The organism is Vannielia sp. (assembly GCF_029212645.1).
Classification (GTDB): Bacteria; Pseudomonadota; Alphaproteobacteria; order Rhodobacterales; family Rhodobacteraceae; genus Vannielia.
This window is the reverse complement of record NZ_JARGND010000067.1, coordinates 1-11,309: the sequence shown is the minus strand read 5'-3', so window position 1 is coordinate 11,309 and position 11,309 is coordinate 1. Positions and strand designations below refer to the sequence as shown.

The 11,309-nt window shown below is 63.9% G+C and carries 16 protein-coding genes; 15 read left to right on the top strand and 1 reads right to left on the bottom strand.

Translation table 11 applies throughout. From position 1 onward, the window contains the following. Nucleotides 1–24 precede the first annotated feature (24 nt). The gene (locus tag P1U55_RS14780; RefSeq protein WP_301048398.1) at nucleotides 25–1,605 is read right to left on the bottom strand and encodes a bifunctional metallophosphatase/5'-nucleotidase; all 1,581 of its coding nucleotides are present in this window, start codon (nucleotides 1,603–1,605) and stop codon (nucleotides 25–27) included. A 201-nt stretch (nucleotides 1,606–1,806) separates the two neighbouring features. Here P1U55_RS14780 and P1U55_RS14775 point away from each other — a divergent pair, with 201 nt between their 5' ends. The 15 genes from P1U55_RS14775 to trmD all read left to right on the top strand — a co-directional run. After that, the gene (locus P1U55_RS14775) at nucleotides 1,807–2,145 is read left to right on the top strand and encodes a DUF952 domain-containing protein (RefSeq protein WP_301048397.1); all 339 of its coding nucleotides are present in this window, start codon (nucleotides 1,807–1,809) and stop codon (nucleotides 2,143–2,145) included. Then, nucleotides 2,142–3,200, top strand: a complete 1,059-nt coding sequence (locus P1U55_RS14770; protein WP_301048396.1) for a quinone-dependent dihydroorotate dehydrogenase — start codon at nucleotides 2,142–2,144, stop codon at nucleotides 3,198–3,200. Before P1U55_RS14775 ends, P1U55_RS14770 begins: the two co-directional genes overlap by 4 nt. Continuing rightward, the gene (gene arsC / locus P1U55_RS14765; protein WP_301048395.1) at nucleotides 3,197–3,547 is read left to right on the top strand and encodes an arsenate reductase (glutaredoxin); all 351 of its coding nucleotides are present in this window, start codon (nucleotides 3,197–3,199) and stop codon (nucleotides 3,545–3,547) included. The genes P1U55_RS14770 and arsC overlap by 4 nt, the downstream gene beginning before the upstream one ends. Nucleotides 3,548–3,945: 398 nt before the next feature. Then, nucleotides 3,946–5,457 carry a signal recognition particle protein gene (gene ffh, locus P1U55_RS14760; protein ID WP_301048394.1) on the top strand — a complete coding sequence of 504 codons (1,512 nt, stop codon included), beginning with the start codon at nucleotides 3,946–3,948 and terminating at the stop codon, nucleotides 5,455–5,457. Then, nucleotides 5,458–6,009, top strand: a complete 552-nt coding sequence (locus tag P1U55_RS14755) for a GNAT family N-acetyltransferase (protein WP_301048393.1) — start codon at nucleotides 5,458–5,460, stop codon at nucleotides 6,007–6,009. Beyond that, nucleotides 6,006–6,560 (top strand): GNAT family N-acetyltransferase, encoded by a 555-nt coding sequence (locus P1U55_RS14750; protein ID WP_301048392.1) that lies wholly within the window; start codon nucleotides 6,006–6,008, stop codon nucleotides 6,558–6,560. The genes P1U55_RS14755 and P1U55_RS14750 overlap by 4 nt, the downstream gene beginning before the upstream one ends. Further along, entirely contained in the window at nucleotides 6,557–7,096 is a 540-nt protein-coding gene (locus P1U55_RS14745) for a GNAT family N-acetyltransferase (RefSeq protein ID WP_301048391.1), read from the top strand. Before P1U55_RS14750 ends, P1U55_RS14745 begins: the two co-directional genes overlap by 4 nt. Beyond that, complete coding sequence (locus P1U55_RS14740) at nucleotides 7,093–7,701, top strand: GNAT family N-acetyltransferase (RefSeq protein WP_301048390.1); 609 nt, start codon at nucleotides 7,093–7,095, stop codon at nucleotides 7,699–7,701. The genes P1U55_RS14745 and P1U55_RS14740 overlap by 4 nt, the downstream gene beginning before the upstream one ends. Further along, nucleotides 7,694–7,990: a chorismate mutase gene (locus P1U55_RS14735; RefSeq protein ID WP_301048389.1), complete on the top strand. Its 297-nt coding sequence runs from the start codon at nucleotides 7,694–7,696 to the stop codon at nucleotides 7,988–7,990. The genes P1U55_RS14740 and P1U55_RS14735 overlap by 8 nt, the downstream gene beginning before the upstream one ends. Before the next feature lie 54 nt (nucleotides 7,991–8,044). After that, nucleotides 8,045–8,446, top strand: a complete 402-nt coding sequence (rpsP, locus tag P1U55_RS14730; protein WP_301048388.1) for a 30S ribosomal protein S16 — start codon at nucleotides 8,045–8,047, stop codon at nucleotides 8,444–8,446. A 12-nt stretch (nucleotides 8,447–8,458) separates the two neighbouring features. Continuing rightward, a complete protein-coding gene (locus P1U55_RS14725; RefSeq protein ID WP_301048387.1) occupies nucleotides 8,459–9,259 on the top strand; it encodes a hypothetical protein in 801 nt (266 codons plus the stop codon). A gap of 55 nt (nucleotides 9,260–9,314) precedes the next feature. Continuing rightward, nucleotides 9,315–9,464: a hypothetical protein gene (locus tag P1U55_RS14720; protein WP_301048386.1), complete on the top strand. Its 150-nt coding sequence runs from the start codon at nucleotides 9,315–9,317 to the stop codon at nucleotides 9,462–9,464. Further along, nucleotides 9,461–9,964 carry a ribosome maturation factor RimM gene (gene rimM, locus P1U55_RS14715; RefSeq protein WP_301048385.1) on the top strand — a complete coding sequence of 168 codons (504 nt, stop codon included), beginning with the start codon at nucleotides 9,461–9,463 and terminating at the stop codon, nucleotides 9,962–9,964. Before P1U55_RS14720 ends, rimM begins: the two co-directional genes overlap by 4 nt. 62 nt (nucleotides 9,965–10,026) lie before the next feature. Further along, nucleotides 10,027–10,416, top strand: coding sequence for a VOC family protein (locus P1U55_RS14710; RefSeq protein ID WP_301048384.1), 390 nt, complete (start codon nucleotides 10,027–10,029; stop codon nucleotides 10,414–10,416). A gap of 80 nt (nucleotides 10,417–10,496) precedes the next feature. Further along, nucleotides 10,497–11,309: tRNA (guanosine(37)-N1)-methyltransferase TrmD (gene trmD, locus P1U55_RS14705; RefSeq protein ID WP_301048399.1), on the top strand; the 813-nt coding region annotated here is incomplete at its 3' end.

Sequence of the window (11,309 nt, the reverse complement as noted above, 5' to 3'; positions counted from 1 at the left end):
GGTTTTTGCGGTCAGACGGGGCGATTACTTCGCAGTGATGCGCCCGTCGGTATAGGGGGTGTAGGGGGCGTTTTCGGCGAGGAAATCAGCGGTGACATCCGCGAGATCGGGGCCGAAATCATAGGCGTTTTCAGCGTCGACAAACATCGAGTAGCCGTCACCGCCGTTGCGCACATAGTTGTTGGACACGAGGCCATAGGTTTTGGCTTCGTCGATGGGCACCCATTCATCGCCTTCCATCACCATCACGTCGCTCACCCGGCTGCCCGGCTCGGCGGAGGCGTCGAAGGTGTACTTGAGGCCAGCGACCTGCGCGAAGCGGCCTGCGCCGTCTTCAAGCTGGCTGACGCCGTTTTCAAGCGCTTCGAGCACGGTTGCGCCGTCAACCTCGAAGGTGGAGAGGGTGTTCTGGAAGGGCAGAACGGTGAGCACATCGCCCATCGTCACCGTGCCCGCAGCGATCGAGGCCCGCAGCCCGCCGCCGTTGGCGATGGCGATCTGAATGCCCTGGTCTTTCACCCGCTCAAGCATGGCATCGGCCACGAGGTTGCCCATGGTGCATTCGACCGCGCGGCAGGCATCGCGCGAGCCGTCGATCACATCGGAGACCTCGGCCACAACCTTCTTGCGCAGCTCATCGAGCGGGCCGGCCATTTCGGCCACGCGGGCGGTGATGGCCTCGTTCGGGGTTACGGAGGCGTCAAGCAGCACCGGCTCGCCCTCGGCGCTGATGAGCGTGCCGTCGTCATCAAAGGTCAGGACGATGTGGCCGACATACTTGGAGTAGGCATAGGCCTGCACCACCGGCACCTCACCCACCATGGTGGGGTATTTGTACTTGCTGTCTTCCTCATTGGAGAACAGCGTGTGCGAGTGCCCGCCCACGACGATATCAAGGCCCGGCACCATTTCGGCGATTTTCAGATCCTTGGTGACGCCCACGTGGGTGAGCGCAATGATCTTGTTCACGCCGTCCGCCTCAAGCGCCTCGGTATCGGCGGTGAGCGCGTCAATCTCATCCTGGAAGATCACGTTGGGGCCGGGGGAGGCGGTTTCCACCGTGTCGGTTGCCAGCGCGGAAACGATGCCGATCTTCTCGCCGCCGACTTCCAGCACGAGGCTGTCTTCGACCTTGCCTTTCAGCAGGTTGGACTGGCTGAGATCAAGGTTGCCGGACACCACGGGCACATCGACGATATCAATGAAGTCAGACAGGCCGGTGGGGCCATCATCAAACTCGTGGTTGCCGACGGCCATGGCATCAAAGCCGATGGTGTTCATGAATTCGGCAGCGGCCTTGCCCTTGTAGGTGGAGTAAAAGAGCGAGCCCTGAAACTGATCGCCCGCGTCCAGCACGATCACGTTGCCACCCTCGGCGGTGATCTTGTCACGCAGTTCATTGATCTTGGTGGCCACGCGCGCCACGCCGCCAAAGCATTCGCCGGCGGCGTCATCTTCGGCAGAGCAGGTCGAATCATATTTGTTGACTGATTCAATGCGGCTGTGCAGGTCGTTGATGTGAAGGATATTTAGGGTGAATTCCGCTTGAGCGGCGCCGGCGGACAGCGCCAGCGCGGCGACAGATGTGAGGATCTTGGCAGACATTATCATTGCTCCCGGTTGGTGATGGCGAAAGATTGGCCCGCTCTGCGCGCAGAGTCAAAGGGGCCGCTACGATAGGCGCACCCGCGCGCCACATACGATAGGCGCGCCCGCGCGCCACGCCAAAGGCTCACAAGCCAGCGCAGCCGCCCCCACCAGGGCGCGAAGCTTGACGTGGGCGGGGCTGCGGGGCATTGCAGGGCCATGCTGATCTACAAAGTATTCCGCCGCCCCGAATGGGATGCCTTCCGCGCGGCGGGCGAAACACGCGGCGCACCCGTGGACCTTGCCGATGGGTTCATCCATTTCTCCACCGCTGCGCAGGTGGTTGAGACGGTGGCCAAACACTTCCGCGATGAGAGCAATCTGGTGCTGGTGGCCTTTGAGCCGGATGCCATGGGCGCCGCGTTGAAGTGGGAGCCTTCACGCGGGGGGGCGCTTTTTCCGCATCTTTACCGGGCGCTCGCGCTCAGCGAGGTGGTGTGGGACAAGTCGCTGCCGCTCGGCTCGGCGGGCCATATCTTCCCGGAGGGCGTTGTATGAGCCTGATCGAGCAGATCGGGCTGCGCGCACTGAGGCTGGCCGACCCGGAGCGCGCGCATGGTCTGGCGCTGAAGGCGCTGCATTCACCCTTTGCGCCGCTGCCCGGCCCGGTCACATCAGACCGGCTGGCCTGTGAGCTTTGCGGCATGAAGCTTGCCAATCCCATTGGCCTGGCCGCCGGGTTTGACAAGAACGCCACGGCAATGACCCCGCTGGCGCGGGCGGGCTTTGGCTTTATCGAGGTTGGCGCCACCACCCCGCGCCCACAGCCGGGTAACCCCAGGCCAAGGCTGTTTCGGCTTGCCGAGGACCGCGCGGCGATCAACCGGTTTGGCTTTAACAACGACGGCATGGAGGCGATGGCCGCCAAGCTGGAGGCAAGACCAGCGGGCTTTCCCATTGGGTTGAACCTTGGGGCCAACAAGGACAGCGACGACCGGGCGGCGGATTTTGCAAAGGTGCTGGAGCGCTGCGGCCCGCGCCTCGATTTTGCCACCGTCAACGTGAGCAGCCCCAACACCGAGCGGCTGCGGGATTTGCAGGGCGCCGAGGCGCTGACCGCGCTGCTGGCCGGAGTGCTGGAGGCAAGGGACGGGCTGGAGCGGCCAATCCCGGTTTTCCTCAAGATCGCGCCCGATCTGAATGGCACCGAGCTGGAAGATGTGGCCCGCGTGGCGCTGGAAAGCGGCGTGGATGCGGTGATTGCCACCAATACCACCCTGTCGCGTGACGGGCTGGTGAGTGCCCAAAAGGGCGAGGCAGGCGGGCTTTCAGGCGCGCCGCTGTTTGAAAAATCCACCCGCACGCTGGCGCGGCTTTCAGAGTTGACCGAAGCGCGCTTGCCGCTGATCGGGGTTGGCGGGGTTTCAAGCGCCGAGGAGGCCTTCGCCAAGATTGCGGCGGGGGCGAGCGCGGTGCAGCTTTACACGGCGATGGTTTATCAGGGGATCAGCCTTGGCGCGCGGATTGCCGAAGGGCTTGACCAGACGCTTGCCGCGAAGGGCTATACGCATGTGTCCCAGGCGATCGGCACCGAGAGGACAAAGTGGCTATGAGTGACGTCGTGATCTGGCATAACCCGCGCTGCTCAAAATCGCGCGAAACCCTCAAGCTGCTGACCGACAAGGGCTATGACCCTGTGGTGCGGCTATACCTTGATAGCCCGCCCAGCCCGGAAGAACTGCAACAGGCGGTTGCCGAGCTTGGGGTACGCCCCATCGAGATGATGCGTACCAAGGAGGCGGCGTTTGGCGAGACGAAGCTGACCAAGGACAGCCCCGACGATATGTTGATTGCCGCCATGGCCGCCACGCCAAAGCTGATCGAGCGGCCCATCGTGTTTGCCCACGGCAAGGCGGCGATTGGGCGCCCGCCCGAGCGGGTGCTGGACATCCTCAAGTAGAGGTTGAGCTGCCGCCGGGGGATTTACGGCGCTATTTATAAACCGCGCCGATACCATGGCTGGCTGGTGGCCCCGTGAGAGTCACCCTTGCGCCTTGCAAGGCATGACCATCAATAAGCTGCCGCCCAAACGCTCGTGCTCCCCGCCCCGAAAAGCGCGGAGCATTTTCAACCTGAGGCGCTACCGCTTGCCCCGCTGGCTTGACTTGCGCGGGCTGAACGCGTAAGGCCCGCGTGACTTCCGGGAGTTTAAAGCTTCCGGTCCTGCCCTTTTGCAGGATCGCCCCCCGTCAGCGATGTTTCGCCCACGGGGGCATCTTTGCATTCGGGCTTGCGATTTGCGCCGCCGGACCCATGTGGGGAAGGCAATTCATCAAGCGCCCAAGGAGGGCTGAGAGCATGTTTGAAAATCTGTCCGAACGCCTCTCCGGGGTCTTTGACAAGCTCACCAAGCAGGGCGCGCTTTCTGAAGATGATGTGAAGACCGCGCTGCGTGAGGTGCGGGTGGCGCTGCTGGAGGCCGATGTAAGCCTGCCGGTGGCGCGGGATTTCGTGAAGGCGGTGCAGGACAAGGCCACCGGGCAGGCGGTGACCAAATCGGTGACCCCCGGCCAGCAGGTTGTGAAGATCGTCCATGACGAGCTGGTGCATGTGCTGGAGGGCGAAGGCGAGCCGGGCGCGCTGAAGGTGGATAACGCCCCTGCCCCGATCCTGATGGTGGGCCTGCAAGGCGGCGGTAAAACCACGACCACCGGCAAGATCGCCAAGCGGTTGACGGAAAAGCAGGGAAAGCGGGTGTTGCTGGCTTCGCTCGACATTTACCGCCCCGCCGCGATGGAGCAGCTTGCGGTGCTGGGCCGCCAGATTGGTGTGGATACCCTGCCGATCGTCGCCGGTGAGAGCGCGGTGCAGATCGCCAAGCGGGCCAAGCAGCAGGCCACGCTGGGCGGTTACGACGTGTATATGCTCGACACTGCGGGCCGGTTGCAGATTGACGACGTGCTCATGAAGGAGGTCGAGGACGTTCGGGATGTCGTCAACCCGCGTGAGACGCTGCTCGTGGTTGATGGCCTCACCGGGCAGGTTGCGGTGGAAGTGGCCGAGGAATTTGACGCCAAGATCGGCATCAGCGGCGTGGTGCTCACCCGGATGGATGGCGACGGGCGCGGCGGTGCGGCGCTGAGCATGCGGGCCGTCACCGGCAAGCCGATCAAGTTTGTCGGCCTTGGCGAAAAGATGGAGGCGCTCGAAGAGTTCCGCCCCGATCAGATTGCCGGCCGCATCCTTGGCATGGGCGATATCGTGGCCCTCGTCGAGAAGGCGCAGGAAACCATCGAGGTTGAGCAGGCCGAGCGCATGATGAAGCGCTTCCAGAAGGGCCAGTTCAACATGAATGACCTGCGCAGCCAGCTTGAGCAGATGCTCAAGATGGGCGGCATGGAAGGCATGATGAAGATGATGCCGGGCATGGGCAAGATGGCCAAGCAGGTAGAAGAAAGCGGCTTTGACGACAAGATGTTCCGCCGCCAGATCGCGCTGATCCAGTCGATGACCAAGAAAGAGCGCGCCAACCCCAAGCTGCTGCAAGCCTCCCGCAAGAAGCGCATCGCCAAGGGCGCGGGCCAGGATGTGAGCGACCTTAACAAGCTTCTGAAGATGCACCGCCAGATGGCGGACATGATGAAGAAGATGGGCAAGGGCGGCATGATGAAAAAGGCCATTGGCTCGATGTTCGGCAAGGGTGGCCCGAGCGAGGCCGAGATGGAGGCCGCAAAGGCGCAGATGGGCGGGGCCGGCATGGGTGTTGGCCTGCCCAAGGGGCTTGGCGGCGGCATGGGCGGCGGCTTTCCCGGTATGGGCGGGGGCGCACAGCTTCCTCCCGGTCTCAGCGGTTTTGGCAAGAAGAAATAAGTGACCAACGCCCCCACCATAACCACCGAGCGGCTAAAGCTGCGCCCGCACCGGATCGAGGATTTCGAGCCGATGGCGGCGCTGTTTGCCACCGATTGGGCCCGCTACATGGGCGGCCCGATTGACCGGCAAAAAATGTGGTTTTGGCTCTCGTCCGAGGTGGGCAGCTGGGCCTTGCTGGGGCATGGCAGCTTTGCGGTGGATCTGCGCGAGAGCGATGAGTTCATCGGGCAGGTTGGGGTGAACAAGCCAGAGCATTTCCCCGAGGTTGAGCTGGGTTGGTGCATCTGGCCTGCGCATGAGGGCAAGGGCTATGCCCGTGAGGCGGCAGAGGCGGCACGCGGCTGGGCTTACCGCGCAGGAGTGGCCGACACGCTGGTGAGCTATATCCACCCGAAAAACGCGCGTTCGATCGCGCTGGCCCGTCGGCTGGGGGCGGAGCATGATGCAGCGGCAGAGCGCCCGAGGGGCGAAACCGCGCAAGACAGCCAGGTTTACCGCCACCCTGCCGCCCACCAGATCGCCCCGGAGCGCAGGCAGGTGTTGCAATGAGCGCGCCCCAGCCCCGCCCCGCCCCAAAGCGCGGCCAGAGCCTTGCCGCGCAGATTGCGGGCCTCAAGCCACGGGCCGAGAGCGCGCGCATTCGTCTGCGCCCTGCCCGCCTGCTTGATTTTGACGTTTATGCCGAGATCGCCGCTGATCCGGATCGCCGCACTGGCCTTGGCCCGCTGATGGCCCGCGAGGCCGCCTTTCGGGAGTTTGCCGGGCTGGTTGGCTGCTGGCTGCTGCGCGGCCACGGGCTGTGGACGGTGATGCAGGGCGGCGCTTGTGCGGGCTTTGTGAAGGTGAGCATCGACACCGGGCACGATGAACCGGAAGTGGCCTGCTACCTTAGCGATTGGGCCGCCGCCAAGGGGCTGGCAGACGAGGCCGAAGAGGCCGCACATGAGATTGGCCTGTGCCTGATGGGCGAAGCCTCCACCGTGTCTTACGTCACCGCGCAGAACGCCCGCTCGCTGGCCGTGGCCCGCCATAAGGATGCGGCGGCAAAGTCTGGCATGACATTGCTGGACGAGATGCTTGCCAGCCGGAGGCCGCAATGATCATCCCGCGGCTGGAAACCGAGCGGCTTGTGCTGCGCGCGCCCGAGATGGGTGATTTTGAGCCTTTCGCGGCGTTTTACGCCTCGGACCGTGCCAAATATGTAGGCGGCCCGCTGAACCGCGAAGGCGCGTGGCGGATGCTGGCGATGGAGATCGGCCACTGGACGCTGGCTGGCTTTGGCCGCTGGATCGTTGACGTGAAGGACGGCCCTTCCACGGTGGGGCTGGTGGGCCTGTTTGCCCCCGAAGGCTGGCCCGAGCCAGAAATCGGCTGGGATTTGTTTGCCGGTAATGAGGGCAAGGGCTATGCCACCGAGGCGGCGCTGGCGGCGCGCTCTTATGCCTATGATGTGCTGGGCTGGACCACCGCGATCAGCCTTGTGAAACCCGGCAACGACGCCTCGGCCCGCGTGGCCGAACGGATGGGCGCCAAACCCGACGGCGACTTTGCCCATGAGCGCCACGGTGCGGTGCATATCTGGCGGCATTTGCCCCCGGAAGACATCGCCGATGGCGGGATGGAGGCCTACGCATGACCGGCTTTTCCATCCCTGTGCTTGAAACCCGCCGCTTGCAGCTTCGCGGGCCGGAGCCAGGCGATTACCCCAACTTCAAGGCCACCTTCGCCTCTTATCGCTCGCGCTTCATGGGGGGGCCGCTGAACCCCTATGAAAGCTGGATGCTTTACGCCGCCGAGATCGGCCATTGGCACATTCGCGGCTTTGGCATGTGGATGATCCACCTGAAGGACGCGGAGGAAACCGTGGGCATGGCCGGGGGCTGGCAGCCTGCGGGCTGGCCCGAACGCGAGATCGCCTGGATCATCTGGCCCGAGAAGGCTGGCAAGGGCTACGCGCTTGAGGCCACCGATGCGGCCCGCCGGCATTTTTACAGCAGCCTCGGCTGGGACGACGCGGTAAGCTACCTTGATCCGTTTGATCTGTCATCGGTGAAGCTGGCCGAGCGGCTGGGCGCCAAGAAGGACAAGGAAGCGCCGACGGTGGGCAATGGTGACGCCGCCGTTTACCGCCACCCGAGTGCGGCGCACCTGGAGAATTCGCAGATCGAGGACGGCATTGCGCTGGAAATCGAGAACCACATCAACCCGATCTTCAAACCCAGGGGAGGCCTCATTGACTGATACCGTAGCCCTCGCAGCGGAGCTTTTGAAAGAGCACCGCGAAAGCATTGACCGGCTTGATGCGATCCTCGTCTATACCCTGGGCGAGCGGTTCAAGCACACGCAGGCCGTGGGGGAGCTCAAGGCCAAGCATGATTTGCCGCCCTCTGATCCGGCCCGTGAAGCCACGCAGATTGCGCGGCTCGAAGACCTTGCGCAACGGGCCGATCTTGACCCGGAATTCGCCAAGCAATTCCTGAATTTCATCATTCAGGAAGTGATCCATCACCACGAGAAACATCAATCATAGGGTGGGCAGGCTGCCCCCCGACAAGACCAAGCCATTCCAAAGGAGAAACACACAATGGCCATGAAAATCCGTCTCGCCCGCAGCGGCTCCAAGAAGCGCCCGTTTTACCGCATCGTCGCCGCCGATGGCCGGATGCCCCGTGACGGCCGCTTCAAGGAGAAGCTCGGCACCTACAACCCGCTGCTCCCCAAGGACAGCGAAGAGCGCGTTCAGATGAACATGGAGCGCGTGCAGTACTGGCTTGACCAGGGCGCCCAGCCGACTGACCGGATCGCCCGGATGCTGGAAGCCGCAGGCGTGCGCGAAAAGACCGAGCGTTCGAACCCCAACAAGGGCAAGCCCGGCAAGAAAGCCGAAGAGCGCGTTGAGGAGAAGGCCGCCAAGGCAGCCGCCGCCGCCGAAGCCGCCAACGCCCCTGCAGAAGCTCCGGCCGAAGAAGCCGCCGCTGAAGAGTAAGGCGCGCGGGCCTTGGCCGAAAAGCGGGATCGCCCGGTGCGGGTGGTCGTCCATATGGGCTTTCACAAGACCGGGACGACCTCTGCCCAGCAATTCCTGCGGGCCAATGGCAAGCATCTATGGCCAGTGATGGCCCTCGGGCTCCGGCAACAGCTGGAGCCCGTTCTTTTTGCGAGCCGCGCCTTTAGCACATGGCGCGACCCTTTCAGCCTTGAAAAACTGCGCCGCCGGTTTGGCGCGTATCTTGGCGGCCTCGATCTCGGGCGAAAGCGCGATTTGCTGCTCTCCTCCGAGGAGCTTGCAGGCCATATGCCGGGGCGAGACGAGTTGAGCGATTACAGCGCCGTGCCGGAGATTGCCGACGTGCTGGAGCAGGGGCTGAAGGCGCGGTTCGGTGATCCGGAGGTGGTGTTTTTCTTCACCCTGCGGCGCGGCGAGTCCTGGCTGGAAAGTGCCCATTGGGAGCATGTGAAATCCTCCCGCATGGTGCTTGATTACCCCGAATTTGCCGCCAAATACCCCGATGCCGGGGCACTGGAGCCGGTGGTAGAGGCCACCCGCGCAAGGCTTGAAAGCAAGGTGGAGACTGCCTGGCTGGAAGAGATCGGCGGGCTTCATTTTGGCCCTGCCACGCCGCTGCTGGATTTGATGCGCCTTGATCCGGCGCGCCGCGCCAGGCTGGCCCTCCCGCGCCATATGAACCGCCGCCAGCATGAAGGCGGGGTGATGGAAACCTTGCTGGGCCTCAACCGCTCGGACCTTGGCGAAGAGGCGCTGAAAGAGGCGAAGGATCGCGTTTTGGGGCGCAGTTAGAAGCGTTGTGCGCGCGCCCTTGCCCCCTGCCCCGGATTTCCCGTAACAAGCGGTCATGTTCTGGCTGGTCCGCAAACTTCTCATTCCTGCCACCGCTTTGGCCTTTGGCTATGCGGCCCACTGGCAGCTCTCGGTGGATGCCTGCGAGGCAGTTGGCGGAACCTATGCGGGGCGGATTTGCATTGGAATCGGGGATGGCAAATGAGCGATGATCGGGTGTGCGTGGGGGTGATCTCGGGGGCGTTTGGCGTGGCCGGAGAGGTGCGGCTGAAGAGCTTTTGCGCCGAGCCGTCCGATATTGCCGAATATGGCATGGTCGAAAGCGAAGACGGGCAGAGGCAGTATGACATCACCCTGACCCGCCCGATCAAGAACGCTTATGCCGCCCGCCTCACCGGCATCACCACCAAGGAGGAGGCGGATGCGCGCAAGGGCGAAAAGCTGTTTGTGTCGCGTGATGTGCTTCCCGCCCTGCCGGATGACGAATATTACCACTCCGACCTCATTGGCCTTGCGGTCTTTGACACCGGCGGCGTGGCGCTGGGCACGGTTCAGGCGGTGCATGACCATGGCGCGGGCGACCTTTTGGAGGTGCGGATGGCCGGGGAGATGGATACGGTGTTGCTGCCCTTCACGCTGGAGGTGGTGCCAACGGTTGATCTGGCTGCGGGCCGGGTGGTGGTGAACCCGCCCGAGGAGGTTTAGCCGCCTGCGGCTAGAGCCAACGAGGGCGGCGGGTTTGGGGATTGTGCCTTGGGCGGTGTAGGATGCGCCGCACCACAGGAGGGCTGCGGTTGATCAAAGGTTTGCACCACGTTCAATTGGCAATGCCGCGCGATGCAGAGCACCGGGCGCGGGCGTTTTATTGCGGCGTGCTGGGCTTTGAAGAGGTTGAGAAACCCGCCATCCTGAAGGGCCGTGGCGGCGCTTGGTTCACCTGTTCCGGCATTGAGCTGCACATGGGGGTTGAGGAGCCATTCAGCCCCGCCAAAAAGGCGCATCCGGCCTTTCGCGTGGCGTCCCTCGATCAAATGATGCGGCATTTGGAGGATCAAGGCGTGCCCTATCGGCGCGATGTTGATTTGCCAAACCTTCGCCGCGTTTACGTTGATGATCCTTTCGGCAACCGGATTGAGCTGCTCGAACAGATCGAATGATTGAGGGGCTGCGCCGCCCCTTTCGCCCTGCCCGGCTTGCGTGGTATCGCGGCGCAACGCAGCCAACCGGGGCCACACAGATGACGGATGACAAAGAGGGCGAGGGTGCGCCCAAGGCGAAGCGGGCGCTGGCCAGCAAATCGCACGGGCGGATTTCGATCAGCGCGTCGCGGGCCCCGCGTGAGTTGATGACCGACACGCCAACCCTGGCGAGTGCCTGGACGGCGAAGGTGATCACGCTTTTCCCCGAGGCGTTTCCGGGTGTGCTGGGCGCTTCGCTCACGGGCCGCGCCTTGCAGGAGGGCAAATGGGCGCTGGAGCCGATCGGGCTGCGCGCTTACGGCGAGGGCAAGCATCGCAACGTGGATGACACGCCCGCAGGCGGTGGCGCGGGGATGGTGCTGCGGGCCGATGTGGTGGCTGCGGCGCTGGACGATGCGGCGCAGGGGGTGCCCGCGGATCGCGCGCAATGGCCGGTGCTTTACGCCTCGCCGCGCGGGCGCCCCTTTGATCAGGCGATGGCGCGGCGGTTGGCGGCGGGCCGGGGGCTGACAATGCTGTGCGGGCGGTTTGAGGGCGTGGATGAGCGAGTGCTGGAGGAATACAGGGTCGAGGAAGTCTCACTTGGGGATTTTGTGCTGACCGGCGGCGAGATTGCCGCGCAGGCGATGCTGGATGCCACCGTGCGGCTGCTGCCCGGTGTGCTGGGCAATGAGGAAAGCACGGAAGAAGAGAGCCATTCCAACGGGTTGCTGGAGCATCCGCAATACACCAAGCCCGCCATATGGCGCGGGCGGGCGATCCCCGAGGTGCTGCTTTCAGGGCATCACGGCAAAATAGCCGCTTGGCGGCGCGAGATGGGCGAGGCGCTGACCCGTGAGCGCCGCCCTGAC

Coding starts and splice junctions, on each gene's coding strand:
- P1U55_RS14780 (WP_301048398.1), bottom strand. CDS start 1,605: ATGTCTGCCAAGATCCTCACATCTGTCGCCGCGCTGGCGCTGTCCGCC.
- P1U55_RS14775 (WP_301048397.1), top strand. CDS start 1,807: ATGCTGATCTACAAAGTATTCCGCCGCCCCGAATGGGATGCCTTCCGC.
- P1U55_RS14770 (WP_301048396.1), top strand. CDS start 2,142: ATGAGCCTGATCGAGCAGATCGGGCTGCGCGCACTGAGGCTGGCCGAC.
- arsC (WP_301048395.1), top strand. CDS start 3,197: ATGAGTGACGTCGTGATCTGGCATAACCCGCGCTGCTCAAAATCGCGC.
- ffh (WP_301048394.1), top strand. CDS start 3,946: ATGTTTGAAAATCTGTCCGAACGCCTCTCCGGGGTCTTTGACAAGCTC.
- P1U55_RS14750 (WP_301048392.1), top strand. CDS start 6,006: ATGAGCGCGCCCCAGCCCCGCCCCGCCCCAAAGCGCGGCCAGAGCCTT.
- P1U55_RS14745 (WP_301048391.1), top strand. CDS start 6,557: ATGATCATCCCGCGGCTGGAAACCGAGCGGCTTGTGCTGCGCGCGCCC.
- P1U55_RS14740 (WP_301048390.1), top strand. CDS start 7,093: ATGACCGGCTTTTCCATCCCTGTGCTTGAAACCCGCCGCTTGCAGCTT.
- rpsP (WP_301048388.1), top strand. CDS start 8,045: ATGGCCATGAAAATCCGTCTCGCCCGCAGCGGCTCCAAGAAGCGCCCG.
- P1U55_RS14720 (WP_301048386.1), top strand. CDS start 9,315: ATGTTCTGGCTGGTCCGCAAACTTCTCATTCCTGCCACCGCTTTGGCC.
- rimM (WP_301048385.1), top strand. CDS start 9,461: ATGAGCGATGATCGGGTGTGCGTGGGGGTGATCTCGGGGGCGTTTGGC.
- P1U55_RS14710 (WP_301048384.1), top strand. CDS start 10,027: ATGCGCCGCACCACAGGAGGGCTGCGGTTGATCAAAGGTTTGCACCAC.